The sequence below is a fragment of the Pseudoduganella plicata genome (assembly GCF_004421005.1).
Lineage (GTDB): Bacteria > Pseudomonadota > Gammaproteobacteria > Burkholderiales > Burkholderiaceae_D > Rugamonas > Rugamonas plicata.
Genome location: NZ_CP038026.1, coordinates 2149763 through 2163903 on the forward strand (window position 1 = coordinate 2149763; position 14141 = coordinate 2163903).

The following is a 14141-nucleotide window of genomic DNA, read 5'->3' on the forward strand; positions in this document are numbered from 1 at the left end:
GCCGCCGGTTAGAGGTTAGAAGCGGGTGAAGCTGGCTTCGTCGGGGGCGCCTTCGCTGGCGAAAGCCGGCTTGCTCATCGCGATGCCGGGGCGTTTCTTCGCTGCCGCGGCGCGCTTCGGCGCCGTCGGGGTGGCGCTCTTGCGTGCGGCTGCGCCGTCCCCATGCAGGTGGAAGAACGCCATTGCCTGCTGCAGCTGCTCGGCCTGGCTGCTCATTTCCTCGGCCGTTGCCGCCAGTTCTTCCGAGCTGGAGGCATTCTGCTGCGTCGTCTGGCTCATCTGACCGACGGCCGCATTGATCTGACCCACGCCGGCCGACTGCTCTTCCGAGGCAGCCGTGATTTCCTGCACCAGGTCGGAGGTCTTGCGGATGTTCGGCACCATCTCGTCCAGCAGCGCGCCGGCCCGTTCGGCCAGTTCCACGCTGGACGTGGCCACTTCGCCGATTTCCTGGGCCGCCACCTGGCTGCGTTCGGCCAGCTTGCGCACCTCGGCCGCCACGACGGCGAAGCCTTTACCGTGTTCGCCGGCACGCGCCGCTTCGATGGCCGCGTTCAGCGCCAGCAGGTTGGTCTGGTAGGCGATGTCGTCGATGATGCCGATCTGCCTGGCGATCCGCTTCATCGCGGTCACGGTGGCCTTGACCGCTTCGCCGCCTTCGGCCGCCTCGTTGGCGGCCTTGCCGGCCATGCCGTCGGTAACGCGGGCGTTCTCGGTGTTCTGCGAGATCGATGCCGTCATCTGTTCCAGCGATGCGCTGGTTTCTTCCACGCCGGCAGCCTGTTCGGAAGCGGCCTGCGACAGCGCCTGCGCCGTCGCGCTCACTTCTTCGGAAGCGGAAGCCAGCGACTGCGCGCTGCCGTTCACTTCACCGACCACCTGCGTCAGGCGGCCGATCATGTTGCGCATTGCATCCAGCAGCTGGCCGGCCTCGTCGCGCGAGTTGCCTTCCACCTTGACCGTCAGGTCGCCAGCCGCCAGGCTGTCCGCCACTTGCACGGCCTGGCGCAGCGGACGGGTGATCGACAGCGTGATCAACGTGGCCAGCAGCGTTGCCAGGGCTGCCGCAAGGCCAGCCACCATCAGCATCAGCGAACGGGTTTGCTCGTATGTCGCGTCAGCCTGTTTCGACTGCGCATCCATCAGCGTGTTCTGATGGTCGCCGAGCGCATCGAGCGCATCGGCGAGCTGCGTGTTCGTTGCCATGAACTCTGTCTTCAGGTAGTCGGTCGCCAGCTTGCGGTCGGCGCGCTCGAGCTGGAAGAACTTCTCGTACTTCGGCTCCAGTGCGGTGCGCGCATCCGCGATATTCTTGAACAGCACGCGGCCCTTTTCGCTGACCAGCATTTTTTCGATCTGAGCCAGCCGCGTCGCGATGCTGGCACGGTTGCCTTCCACGATCTTGCGATACCTGGCGCTTTCCTCGTCGGTGCTCGCCAGCAGCATGGCGCGCAACTGCCGGCCCGTGTCCACGCTCGCGCGGATCATGTCCTTGGCCATTACCACCTTCGGGTAAGCGTTGCCGGTGATCTGGTGGGTGGCGTCGTTCAATGCCTCCATGCGCTGGACAGCCAGCCAGGTCAGGCCGGCCAGCAATGCGACGATGGCGCCGAAGGCCAGCGCCAGACGGATACCGATTTTCAGATTTTTAAGCACGATGGCTCCAGACTATTCAGATTTAGGTTTCGTTTTTACGCGACCGCGGCATTACGCTCGGTCTCGACGCCATTGAGCAGCGCCGCCATGTCCAGGATCAGCGCCACGTCGCCGTTACCCAGGATCGACGAGCCGCTCAGGAAGCGCACGCCGGAAAACACTTTGCCCAGCGGCTTGATCACCGTCTGGAATTCGCCCAGCAGGCTGTCCACCACCAGCCCCGCCTTGCGGCTGCCATAGCGCACCACGACGATGCTCTGGCGCCGGGCCGGCACGCCTTCCACCGCGAAGCGTTCGCGCAGCCGCACGAACGGCATGGCCTGTCCACGCAGATCGACGTAATCGCGGGTCGGATCGTCGTTGAACTCGATGCATTCCTCGACCATGTCCATCGGGATGACGAACACGGATTTGCCGAGGCCCACCTGGAAGCCGTTGATGATCGCCAGGGTCAGCGGCAGGCGCACGGTGACCGTGGTGCCGACGCCTTCCGTGCTGGCGATCTCCACGCTGCCCCGCAGCGCGACGATATTGCGCTTGACGACATCCATGCCCACGCCGCGTCCGGACAGGTTCGTTACCTGCTCCGCCGTCGAGAAGCCCGGCTCGAAAATCAGGCCGAAGATTTCCTTGTCCGACAGGACGCGGCCCGGTTCCACCAGCCCGCGCTCGATGGCCTTGGCCAGGATGCGGTCCTTTTTCAGGCCGCCGCCATCGTCGCTCACTTCGATGACGATGCTGCCCGAATCGTGATACGCGTTCAGCGCCACGCAGCCCTGCGCCGGCTTGCCGCGCGCCGCGCGCACGTCCGCCGGCTCGATGCCGTGGTCCATCGCGTTGCGCACCAGGTGGGTCAGCGGGTCGCCGATCTTTTCCACCACAGTCTTGTCCAGCTCCGCGTCCTCGCCCGACAGTTCCAGGCGGATGTCCTTGCCGATCTCGCGCGACAGGTCGTGCACGACGCGCTGGAAGCGGTTGAACGTGGCGCCGATCTTGACCATGCGCAGCTGCAGCGCGTTGTCGCGCACTTCCTCCACGAGACCGGACAAGGTCGACGTGCATTCCAGCAGCTCCGGAATCTGCGTACGGCGTGCGATCAGGTTGGCGCCCGCGCCGGCGATGATCAGCTCGCCCACCAGGTTGATCAGGCGATCGAGCTTGTCCGCATCGACGCGCACGGAGCGGCTTTCCTGGCGTGGTTCGTTGGCCTGCTTCTGCTTCGACAGCGCCGCTTCCAGCACCGGAGCGCGCACGGCGCCCTGCGCCACCAGGATCGTACCCAGCGGAGCGGCCTGCGCGCCGCCGGCGCTCTGCACCGCCAGCGCCTGTTCCAGCTCGTGCGCCGTGATGCTGCCGCTGCGCACCAGCATCTCGCCGAGAAGGCTGCGCTGCTCCGGCAGGTCGTCGATCAGCTGTACGTATTCGGACACCTTGGTGCGCGGCGGCAGGATACGGATCTGGCAATCGTCGCGCACGAAGTCGAACACCTCGTCGATGGCCGCCTTGTCCGCCACCGTCAGGAAGCCAATCTCGAAGCCGAGATAGCACGATTCGGCATCGAACGCGTCGGCCGCCGGCAGCGCATCGTCCAGCAGCGCGATGTCGGTAATCGTGCCCATCTGGCCCAGGTAGCGCAGGAACGACAGCGGGTCCATCCCATTGCGCATCACGTCCGGGCCGAAGCGCAGCGAGATGTGCCACTGTTCCGCCGTCGCCGGTGCAGCGGCCGCACTGGCCGCCGGCCGCTGCGCCGGGGCGTGCGCGCGGCTGTCGCCCAGGTAGGCCTGCAAGCGCGCGGCCAGGGGCGCGCCCTGCTGCGCCAGCGCCGTGTCGCCTTCCAGCCTGCCTGCCTCCACCGCGTCGACCAGCGCACCGATATGGTCGCAGCAGGCCAGCAGCAGCGTCACCAGGTCGTCCGTCACGGGCACGCTGCCGGCACGTACCTTGTCCAGCACACTTTCGGCCACGTGCGTGAAGTCCACCACGGCATCGAGCCCGAACATGCCGGCCGAACCCTTGATCGTGTGGGCCGCACGGAAGATCGCGTTGACGGCCTCGTCGCCGTCGATCGCCACGTGCAGCAGGCCATGTTCCATGGCCTCCAGCAGATCGCGGCTCTCGGCGATGAACGTATGTATCAGTTGGTCCAGGTTCATGCCTGCTCTCCTTCGAAGCGTGCGGACAGCCCCGTCAGCGCGAACACATCGCGCACTGCCGGACTGCAGGCGACCAGGCGCAGCACCTGTCCCTGGCGTTCGGCATCGCGCTGGGCGACCAGCAGCAACTGGATGCCGGCGCTGTCGAACTCCGTCACGCCCGACAGGTCGAGCGCCAGTGCGCGCGATCCGGCCACGGCCGCCTGCAGGGCGCCGTACAGCACGTCCTTCAGTTCCGCGGCGCGGTAGATCGTCATCTCGCCGTCGATTTGCAGGGCAACAGGGACCCCTTGGCCCGCCGCGCCAATTTCGCCATTCGTCATCAAATACTCCCCGGCGTTAAGCCGGATGTTCGTGATTGGGTTGTGTGGTTGCCGCCGTTACGGCATGACCAGCTTCTGCACCGCGGCCAGCAGGGAGTCCGGCTTGAACGGTTTGACCATCCACGCGCGTGCGCCGGCGGCCTGGCCTTGCGCCTTCTTGTCTTCCTGCGACTCGGTGGTCAGCATCAGCACCGGCGTGAACTTGTAGGCCGCGCGCGTCTTGAGTTCCTTGACGAACGTGATGCCGTCCATGTTCGGCATGTTGACATCGCTGATGATCAGGTTGACCTTCTGCCCCGTCAGCTTCTTGAGCGCGTCGACGCCGTCGACGCCTTCGATGACGTCATAGCCAGCCTGCTTCAATGCGATGCCGACGACCTGGCGGATCGACAGGGAGTCGTCCACGACCATGATGGTTTTTGCCATGAGAGTTCCTAGAAAAATGTGATTTCTTCAGCCTGCTGGGGAGCAGGTTTCGAGGCGCTCCGATGGAGCGTGCGTTCTTCCGCCATTGCATACGTGCTTTCCAGCTCGGCGAGCAGGCTGCGGGCCTGCAGCACGGGGACCGCGGTGCCGGCAACGCCCTGGCGGTGTTCGTCCAGGTAGGCCGGCAGGCGGGCGATGTTCTGCTGGACGTGCGACATGATCTGGCTGACGCGGTCCTGGAACTGCAGCTGCACCAGCGCGTCCGCCACTTCGGCCTTGATGCCCACGCTTTCCTGCTCCAGCAGGTCGGACGACTGCGCCAGCGCATCGGTCACGCCGCGGAAATTGTTCAGCACCTTGTCGATGGTCTGGCCGGATACCTGCACGGAGCGCTCCTCGTCGCGCATCGAATCGCCGGCCGCCTGGCACGTGCTGTCGATCGCGCTGCTGATCTGGCTCACCTGCCGGGCGATGTGCCGGCCCGCTTCGGCGGAACGGTTCGACAGCATGCGCACCTCGTTGGCGACAACGGCAAAGCCGCGTCCTGCCTCGCCGGCCCGGGCCGCCTCGATCGCCGCGTTGAGCGCCAGCAGGTTGGTCTGCATGGCGATGCTGGCCACGTTTGCCGCCATCTCCTGCAATTGCGCGGTGATCTGCTGCAGGCCCTGGATTTTCTCCAGCATGACCGATTTGCTCGACGCGGCACTGGCCAGCATGTCCAGCAGCGAGCGCAGTTCGCGTTCGCTGTCGGCGAACACGTCGACGATGCCGCCGCCTTCGCGGTTGCGCGCTTCGCCCGATGCGGCCAGCGCCTGCTCCAGTTTGAAGACGATGCCGGAGAAGCGTTCGATCAGCGCAACGACCGCCGCTTCCATCTGCTCGCGCGACGCGCCGATATGCGACGCCCAGACGCCCGCCACTTCGTTGCCGAAGTCCTGGCGGCTCTGCAGATAGGCGTCCAGCGTGGCGCCGCCGGTGTCGCTGGCCCGGCCGTGCAGGCTCAGGCCGGCCCCGGCGGCCAGCAGCCCGGCGGCGATCAGCCAGCCATGCCACTGCCATCCCGCCAGCGGCACGACGGCGCAGGCGGCCAGCGCGGCAATCAGCGCGGGATAGAGGTGGACAAGCCGGTATTTCTCGAACGGACGCACTGCGAACTCTCCAGGAGCGGTATTGAAATCAAGGTTGCAACACTCGCTGCCAGGGTGGCGAACAACGTTGCGGCATGCGGCCAGGTGTGAATCACATGGCGGGCGCGGTTCACAATCATTGCAGATGATATTGCCGCAGCGCAAGCACCGCATCCGTTTTTCCGGTAGAAGGTCGCGGAAAACAGACAGGGCTTATTTGAATGAAAAGCCAATAAGGAACGAGACTGTTTTAATGTCATTCCTTATCGACACGGGCATGGCGGGAGAATAAAAAAAAGCCGGCTGAGCGCCGGCTGCAAAGGACTGAAAAACGATCAGTCGCGACGGCGACGGGCGGCGAAGCCCATCATGCCGAGCCCGGCCAGCAGCATGCCGTAGGTGGCAGGCTCCGGTACCGGCAGCACCTCGACGGTCAGCGCCGTCTGCGTCACCGTAGCATTGCCGACACCGTCGAACCACAGACCGGTTGCAAACGCGATCGGGCTGTCCGGGTTGATGGCGGCGTCCGTTTCGATTCCGGTGATACGGAATTCGTCCACCGATTTGCCGAACTCGAAATGCTCGCCGCCAGCCACGTTGGAAGCGAACAGTTTCCACTCGCCGCCTTCTTTCAGCCAGATGTCGTAGCGGCCGTCGCCTACGCCCGGCAGCAGGGTCACACCGTTGACCAGCGGGCCGTTGCTGATCAGGTAGTCATAGCCGGTGGCGACGATCGGGTCGATCCAGATCGGCGTGCCGGTACCGACCGGCATGTTCTCGAACACCCAGCCGGCGCTGCCGTCGTCGATATTGTCTGGCAGGACAGGGTTGTACGGCGCGCTGCCCGGCAGTTCGTCGCTGCGCACCATGAAGCGCCAGACGCCGTCCGTGCCCACGTTGCTGGTGTTGACGAGACCCGTCACGTTCTGCGTGCCCGAACCGATCAGCGAATACGAATTGGTTGCCGCGCCCGCGTTCCAGCCGGCCACGGCGGCCCTGCCGCCAAAGCCGTTGGTGCCTTCGCTGGCGTCGCCCGTCGTCCACTGCAGCTGGCCGTAGCGGAATTCCATGTCGAAGTCGCCCGCGTGGCCCGTCGTCGCCGACTGGTCCTTCAGCACCAGCTGGAAGGTGTTCTGCTTGTCGTTGTGGTGGTCGTAATAGCCCACCGTGTCCCAGGTCACGACCAGCGTCTTGCTGTCCGGCGTGGCCATGTAGACGTTGTTCATGAACGGATTCGGCAGGTTGTCCGTCTGGTTGCGCGTATCGACGTCGGCCCAGAACGGGGCGATCATCGCCGCGCTGGAGATCGGGAACAGCGACGGTGTGAAACTGCTCAGCGCGCCTGTGAACGAAATATTGCCGTTGTTATTCACCCAGTAATTCGAATAGGCGTTACCGAAGAAATTAATGCGGAACGGCAGGGTCAGCTGGCTGGACGACCCGTCGTCATTTGGCGCCATCACGAGCGTGCCGAAGTCCCGGTCGCCGCCGAAGCCGGACAACAGCGGATCGGCGTAGGCCGTGGTGCTGGCAAAGGCCGCCAGCAGGGACAGTGCGAGGAGAGTACGTTTCATTATTTTCCCTGGTGTATTGAGTTGATTATCGACATTGGTGGCTGAACGCGGTGCGACATGCAGCCGTGATTGTGAGATAAGCAAAACGAATTGGGTATCACATAAGCAAGTGATTGATATCGGCTTATATTTATGTTATTTTAATAAGTTGCATTTCTATAAATACACCGCTTTTACCTGGCCACAATGGTGCCGCACATCCGCCCGAGGGACGACCCGATGCAACTGGAAGTGTTTGAAGCAGCGATGTCTGGCGACGACGACATGTTTTTTGCCACCGCGCTCGCCTGGCTGCAACGCGACATCGACTTCGATGGACTGCTGTGGGGCACGCGCACGGCTGGGCGCACAGATGCCGTGTTGCGCGTCCATGGCCGCCCTGCCGCCATGGCGCACGAGCACGGCCGGATAGCGGCGTCGGACCCCGTCACGCTGCGGGCCATGGCCGCGCCCGACGAGGTGCATGCGCTGGCGACCGGCATCGTCTGCGCGGCCGATGCGCAGGCGCTGGCGTTCTGGCATGGGTATGACACGCGCCAGCTGATGATCCTGGCGAAACCGGACCACGCGGACGAGGCACTCGGCATCATCGGCGTGCTGCGCGCCAGCGACGAGCCGTTCCCGGCCGACCAGCGGCGGGCGATGCGCCGCACCGCGCAGGCAATCCTGCTGGCGCAGCAGTTGCGTGAAGCGAAGGCGACCCGGATGGCGGCGCCGCCACAGCCCGCCCCCGGTGCTGCATTGACGGAGCGCGAGATGGCCGTCGCCCAGGCTTACGCGGACGGCCGTTCCGTCAAGGAGGTGGCACGGCTGATGGGAGTATCGGTATCGACGGTGCAGTGCCACCTGGCGCGCGTGTATCGCAAGCTCGACGTACACAGCAAGATCGCGCTGCGCAAGATACTGGGCGACCGCCGTGCGCGGCCGCGGGTGGCTTGAGGGGCCGCTTCAGCGCACCGGACCGGCAGGCTGGGCCGGTGACTGGGCCTTGTCCTGGGCGATCAGCGTGGCCAGTTGGGAAGCGGTGCCCACCAGTTCCATCGTCACCACCTTGTCGGCAGGGATCATCAGGTTTTCGGGACCGTGCCAGTCGTTCTTCTTGCGGCTGACCAGGCGGTTGCCCTGGACGCCATCGGGCCCGGTAAAGGGCTGGACGTAATACACATCCTCCAGCTGCACGTGCGCCGGACCGACCTGGCGCAACACGCCGAAGAACATCTGGCCGTTCTGCAGCTGGACGGCGTAACGCTGTCCGGGCGTGCCGGCATCGAAGGCAGGCCGCGCATGCTGCTGCCACGCAACGGCGGCCTGCACCACGAGTGCCGCTACCGCCAGCGCTGCCAGCAGCAGCCCTGCCGCGCCAAACCGGCTTCGCGACGCGCCGGCCGCCGGCGCCTGCAATTGCCCGTCAGCGCTCATGCTGCCTCCCCGTGCCGGTTCATGGCGGCAGGCGCTCGGTCATCGAGAAGGAAAAGGTAACCCGGTTGGTACGGGTCGACGCAAGTGAATAAGGAATGGAGGGTCGGCACGGCGTCTCGAAAATGAATGGTTGTTCGGTTTCCGCACGCCGCTGCAAAGCCCGGCAAACACCTCGCCGACTGGCGCACGGGCGCTGGCAATCGGCACCGATTATATCGCGAAATGGCACAATTATTAATACGGCAATATCCTGACCCGGCAGATCAAAACCATCCGCCGGGCATGCGCCGACAAAAAATTAAACTTTTGCTATGATCCTGCATCACCGTCCGCGCCAGGTCGTCCAACCATATGTCCTCCACCATCTACCGCTTCGGTCCGTTTGCACTGCATCCGGCACAACGCCGCCTTCTGGCTGGCGGGACGGAGATCGTGCTGCAGGCGCGCGCCTTCGACGTTCTGCATGTCCTGGTGGCGCGCCAGGGCGTCCTGGTGCTGAAACGCGAGTTGCTGGACACGGTGTGGCCCGGCGCGGTAGTGGAAGAGAACAACCTGCAGGTGCACATCTCGCAACTGCGCAAGACCCTCGGCCACGACGCCATCAAGACCGTGCCGGGGCGCGGCTATCAGCTTGCCCTGCCGTGCGCCAGCGAAGAGACGGCCGTGCCGGCAGGACCGCCACCGTCGCCGGCGCTGTTGTACGGCCGGGATGACGACCTGGAAGACTGCCTCGACCTGCTGCGCAACGCGCGGCTGGTGTCGATCGTCGGCGCCACGGGTGTCGGCAAGACGTCGCTGGCGCGCCACGTGGCGGCCCGCCTGCATGTCTCTTTCGATGGCCGGGTAACCTGGGTGGACCTGGCGCATGCCATGACGGCCGCGGATGTCGAAGCCGCGCTGGCCCGCGTGGAACCAGGCTGTCGCCTGCTCGTGCTGGACAACGCCGACCAGGTCAGCAACGCGACGGCGCAGGAGGCGGAGCGTCTGCTCGCACAAGCCCCGGCGCTCCGCCTGCTCGTCACGACGCAGGTTCGGCTGAACCTCCGGGAGGAATCGGTGTATCGGCTGGCATCGCTGGCGGTGCCCACGGGCGGCAACCCCGCCGTGGAGGCGCTCAAATATGGCGCGGTCGCGCTGCTGCAGGCACGGATCGCCGCGCGTGACCGGCACTTCATGCTGGACGACGGCAACATCGGCACAGCCATCCGCCTGTGCCGTCGCCTGGACGGCCTGCCGCTGGCGCTGGAGCTGGCCGCGGCGCGCGTACCGGCGTTCGGCCTGGAAGGGGTACTACGGTCGCTGGACGACGGCCTGTTCCTCCTCAGCGGCGGTACGCATGCGGCACCGCCCCGCCATCGCGCACTGCACAGCGCACTGGACTGGAGCTACGGCCTGCTGCGGCCGGGCGAGCAGGCGCTGTATTGCGCGATGGCGCGCTTGCCCGGCTGGTTTGCCCTCGACCAGCTGGGCAGCGGTACGGCTGGCCGGACCAGCCTGTTCGATGCCGTCGACACACTGGTCGACCGCGCCTTTGTCGTCTTCGACGGGGCGCGCCCACGGCCCTACACGCTGACCGAGACCGGGCGCGCCTTCGCGCTGGCAAAGCGGCGCAACGGCGCCGCCTCGCTTCAGGCCTCCTGACGCTGGCGGTGGGCCCGCGCGGCGATCAGCCCCAGGCCGCACAACAGCAGCATCCACGTCCCCGGCTCAGGCACGGCGCTGACGGACAACGCGTAGTTGAACGCAAAGCCCGCAGGACCGGCGAACGTGTAGCCCGCTGTCAGCACCACGTCCTGGTAGCCCAGTTCCAGCTTGCCCAGGGCGAACGTCCCGTCGTCGAAGAACGTCATCGCATCGTCGAGCGACGTGAACGTGTGGGCAAACAGCGTGTTACCTTTGATGGTCAGCGTCAGGTCCAGCTGTGTCAGCCCGGTGCCCGAACCATCGGCACCCAGCAGCCCTAGCGTGAGATAGCGGTCGCCTCCGGCGTAGACGGAGAAACTGGCGCTGGTTTCATATTCCAGCACGCCAGTGCCGGAATATGATGCCCCCTGCGTGCCAGCGCCCAGCAGCGGGGCACCGGCCAGCATGGCGGTGCCACCTGGCAAAGCCGTGGCGTAGGATGCGGCCTGGACATCGCTTGGGACGGCCAGTGTCGGGATGGCAGTGCCCACTTCCGCCGACGTCGCGACAGTGGCCCCGCCGGCGACCTGTGCCGTGGCTGCCGTCGTGACGTTCATCAAGTAGTCCCAGTTGGCCGTGCTGCGAGCCGTCGCGCTGCCGCTCGCGCCCTCTGCCCGCGCCAGCGCATCCGCACGCAGGCCGGATGCCTCGGCCGTCGCCGTGCTCGGGCCGCCGGTCGAAATCGATGTCGCAGTCGCCTGGCCGTTGCCTGCGGGTGCGTCACCGAGCTTGATCCCGCCACGGGCACTCGCCAGCGCGGTCGCCGCACCGCGCGAGGTGGCGCTCGCGGTTGCGACGGCATCGCCGCCACGCGCAGCGTGCTCGTACCACCCGCCATAGCCACCCGAGGCAGTGGCGGCCGCGGTGACGGCCGCGGTACCGGTACTGCGGCCGACCGCTTCGCTGACTGCGCGCGCGCCGATGGATACACCGTCGATCAACCGTGCCTGGTTGCCGTTGCCGGCCTTCGCCGTGCTGGTGACGAGGACGGTACTGTTACCTTCCACGCGCGCCCGTGCCGTCGCGTCGCCGCCGCCGGCCACGGCGGGCGCCAGGGCGGCGAACGTTTCCGCGCTCCCGCCGGTGGCTGTGGCACGTCCGTCCAGGGCGCCGTTGCCGGCGAGCGTCAGCTCCGCCAGGGCGCTGCCGCCCGGAGCGCGCCGCGCACGGGCCGAAGCGGCAGCGCCGCCCGTTGCCTCGACCACCGCGGCTGTTGTCGTTGCGGCGGTCGTCGACAGCACCAGCGCACTGTGCGCGTTGCCGCCACCGCCGGTGGTGTCTTCCGAGGAGCGGTCCTGTTCGCCCGTGCGCCCGCCGGTCGAGCGCACCTTGACCAGGATTTCGCGTGCCTTGGTGTCCTGCAGCGTCAGCAGCGACTCCGCCGCGCCTCCGGCACCGAGGCTGACATCGTTGTCGTCTGCACTGCCGCCTACGGCCGTCTGGGTCAGCCACAGCTTGCCCGCCGTCGATCCGCTGACCGCATCGACCAGGCGCACCGAGCCGCCATTGACGCCCGAGCTGCCTGTCGCCATGCCGATGACATTCACGTGACCGGTGGCCGAGACGCCGCTGGCGGCCACGTTCAACCGGGCGCCCACGTTGCGACCGAATGCCTTCGCCTGAACGGTCACGGAGGCATTGGTCGCGTTACTGCCGCGCGCCACCGCGTTGGCGCTGCCGGCAATGGTGCCGCTGCCGGCATAGGCCGAGCTCATCAGGAACAGCAGCGATGATTTGCTGTTCAGCACTTCCACGATGGACGTACCGTTGCCACCGGTCCTGCCGCCGCCGCCAACGGCGGTCTGGCGCAAGTCGACGATACCCGTGCTGTCCGCACCACTATTGATCGTGGCGATGGCGTTGCCGCCGTCACCGTTCCTGGCACCCATATAGCCCGCGCCGCCCGTCCCTGCCGTTGCCGTGATGTCCCCCTGGACGTAACCGCCATTGGACACGGCCGTGGTCGTCACCTGCACGTCGCCGCCACGTCCACCTACGTAACCCGAGCCGGCGGCATCGCTGCCATCCCTGGCCTCGGCCTTGTGCACGACCGTCACGTTCTTGCCTCCCGTCGAACGGGCACGCAGGTCGCTTGTCGCCGACGCACCCGACGCACCGTTACCGGGTTTCGGCTGCTGGAAGCGGGCCTGGCCGCCAGTGACCACACTGCTGGCATCCACAGTACCGGTCGCGACGATGTCGAGCCGCCCGGTGGCGCTGCCGCCCGTAGCGGACGCCGCGTTCGCGGTGCCGTCGCCGGCGTCGCCACCCTTCGCGCTCAAGCGCCCGGTAACGTCACCCTGGCCACGCAGCAGCAATTCGGCTTGCGCAGTGCCGCCCGCACCGGCCGCCCCACGATTGCCGGTCGCGCCTCCGATACCCCCGGTGGCCGTGACCGTGCCGCTGACGGCTGCCCGGGCCACGGTCGACGTCAATTGCAGGCTGGCGGTCGCGTTGCCGCCGCTTGCAGCGATGCCGTTCGCGGCGCCGCCGCCATAGCCGCCCTCGGCCTTGACGCCGACAGTCAGTCCGCTTGCACGGCCGTCGGACAAGGCCAGCGTGCTGGAGGCATCGCCGCCGCGGCCGCCTGCGCCGGCGTCCTGCTTGTAGCGCACACCACCGGAGCCGCCGCCACCGCCGACGGCCGTTTGTTGCAGGGTCAGCTGGCCTGTGGTCGAGCCCGTGACCGCGTTGTTAAGCTGCACCGCGGCGCCATTGCCACTGGTGCCGCGGGCGCTTTCGCCACCGACCCCGCCGGTGGCGGTGGCTGCGACCCGCACCGGTCCACTGACGGAGCGGCCGGACGCGCTCGCGCCGGCCTGGCCGCCTGCGCCGCCCGCAACGGCACCGGCCGCACCGCCGGTGCCGCCTGTCGCCGTGGCAGTCACGTCCACGGCACCCGCGCCGGCCGCGACGCCGCTCGCCTGCGCAGTGGCACTCGCGCCTGCACCGCCATTGCCGTCGATACCGCCCTGAGCGCCGCCGGCACCCCCAACACCGCCTTTGCCACCGGTGGCCAGTGCCACCGCCGTGGCCGCACCGCTGGCAGGTGCGGAATTGGCTACCGCCTGCGCCGCACCGCCGTCACCGCCGACGCCACCGTTGGCACCGGCACCGCCCACGCCGCCGGCACCGCCAGCGCCGCCCTTCGCTTCCGCACGCGCCGGCACCGTGCCCGTCGGTGTATGGGTGGCGTTAGCCGCGCCGCCAGCGCCGCCAGCGCCGCCCGGCTGGCCGGCAGCGCTGCCATTGGTACCGGCCGTACCGGGGGTGCCGTTGACGACGGCGGCGTAGCCCTGCTGGGCCAGCAGTGCAAGCAGCAAGGGGGTGGCGCGCAGCACGCTGCGCGGTGTGGTGCCGAGGGACATGAATGATTCTCCGGTTAGTTTAAGCGCGGGGACGCACCCCGTCACGCTGCAGTATCCGATGTCCTTTAGACAAAGTCCTTGGTAAAACCTTAAGCGTTCTGAAGCGCGACTTCGGCAAGAGCGGTGGGCGCCCGGATGCCGCCGGCTTGCCACTGATGCTACCGCGGGGATGGAGGAAAGGTAAAAGAAAAGTGCATCGCAAACGGGGGCACGCCACCAGCCAACCGGCGTCGAGCCCCGCGTGGGGTCAGCGGGCGTGCAACCGGTCACCCGGCCGCCCGCAGCATGCTCAGGCGCGTGCCTTGCGGCGCACCAGGACCACCGTCAGGCCCAGCAGCATCAGCATGCATGCCTGCGGTTCCGGCACGGGGGCGATGCCCAATGCGTACTGGAAAGAGTAGCCGCCCGG

11 protein-coding genes are annotated in these 14141 nt (G+C 67.0%); 2 read left to right on the forward strand and 9 right to left on the reverse strand.

The annotated features are described in order from the left end of the window. Positions 1 to 15: 15 nt before the first annotated feature. From E1742_RS09465 to E1742_RS09490, 6 genes are all read right to left on the reverse strand, one after another. Positions 16 to 1656 (reverse strand): methyl-accepting chemotaxis protein, encoded by a 1641-nt coding sequence (locus tag E1742_RS09465; RefSeq protein ID WP_134384645.1) that lies wholly within the window; start codon positions 1654 to 1656, stop codon positions 16 to 18. A 35-nt stretch (positions 1657 to 1691) separates the two neighbouring features. Continuing rightward, on the reverse strand, positions 1692 to 3812 hold the full coding sequence (locus E1742_RS09470; RefSeq protein ID WP_134384646.1) for a chemotaxis protein CheA: 2121 nt from the start codon (positions 3810 to 3812) through the stop codon (positions 1692 to 1694). Continuing rightward, positions 3809 to 4135 (reverse strand): STAS domain-containing protein, encoded by a 327-nt coding sequence (locus E1742_RS09475; RefSeq protein WP_134384647.1) that lies wholly within the window; start codon positions 4133 to 4135, stop codon positions 3809 to 3811. The genes E1742_RS09470 and E1742_RS09475 overlap by 4 nt, the downstream gene beginning before the upstream one ends. Before the next feature lie 57 nt (positions 4136 to 4192). Then, complete coding sequence (locus tag E1742_RS09480; RefSeq protein WP_134384648.1) at positions 4193 to 4561, reverse strand: response regulator; 369 nt, start codon at positions 4559 to 4561, stop codon at positions 4193 to 4195. A gap of 8 nt (positions 4562 to 4569) precedes the next feature. Beyond that, on the reverse strand, positions 4570 to 5709 hold the full coding sequence (locus tag E1742_RS27225; RefSeq protein WP_443094117.1) for a methyl-accepting chemotaxis protein: 1140 nt from the start codon (positions 5707 to 5709) through the stop codon (positions 4570 to 4572). A gap of 314 nt (positions 5710 to 6023) precedes the next feature. Further along, on the reverse strand, positions 6024 to 7262 hold the full coding sequence (locus tag E1742_RS09490; RefSeq protein WP_134384650.1) for a nidogen-like domain-containing protein: 1239 nt from the start codon (positions 7260 to 7262) through the stop codon (positions 6024 to 6026). Positions 7263 to 7508: 246 nt separating this feature from the next. Here E1742_RS09490 and E1742_RS09495 point away from each other — a divergent pair, with 246 nt between their 5' ends. After that, positions 7509 to 8201 (forward strand): helix-turn-helix transcriptional regulator, encoded by a 693-nt coding sequence (locus tag E1742_RS09495; RefSeq protein WP_166793454.1) that lies wholly within the window; start codon positions 7509 to 7511, stop codon positions 8199 to 8201. Between the two features lie 9 nt (positions 8202 to 8210). Here E1742_RS09495 and E1742_RS09500 read toward each other — a convergent pair whose 3' ends face one another. Then, positions 8211 to 8681: a hypothetical protein gene (locus E1742_RS09500; RefSeq protein ID WP_134384652.1), complete on the reverse strand. Its 471-nt coding sequence runs from the start codon at positions 8679 to 8681 to the stop codon at positions 8211 to 8213. Positions 8682 to 9032: 351 nt separating this feature from the next. Here E1742_RS09500 and E1742_RS09505 point away from each other — a divergent pair, with 351 nt between their 5' ends. Further along, a complete protein-coding gene (locus E1742_RS09505) occupies positions 9033 to 10322 on the forward strand; it encodes an ATP-binding protein (RefSeq protein WP_134384653.1) in 1290 nt (429 codons plus the stop codon). Here the strand turns inward: E1742_RS09505 and E1742_RS27150 are convergent. Both E1742_RS27150 and E1742_RS09515 read right to left on the reverse strand, forming a co-directional pair. Beyond that, on the reverse strand, positions 10310 to 13732 hold the full coding sequence (locus E1742_RS27150) for a beta strand repeat-containing protein (RefSeq protein ID WP_134384654.1): 3423 nt from the start codon (positions 13730 to 13732) through the stop codon (positions 10310 to 10312). The genes E1742_RS09505 and E1742_RS27150 overlap by 13 nt on opposite strands. Before the next feature lie 289 nt (positions 13733 to 14021). Further along, the gene (locus E1742_RS09515; RefSeq protein ID WP_134384655.1) at positions 14022 to 14114 is read right to left on the reverse strand and encodes a PEP-CTERM sorting domain-containing protein; all 93 of its coding nucleotides are present in this window, start codon (positions 14112 to 14114) and stop codon (positions 14022 to 14024) included. Positions 14115 to 14141: the final 27 nt, after the last annotated feature.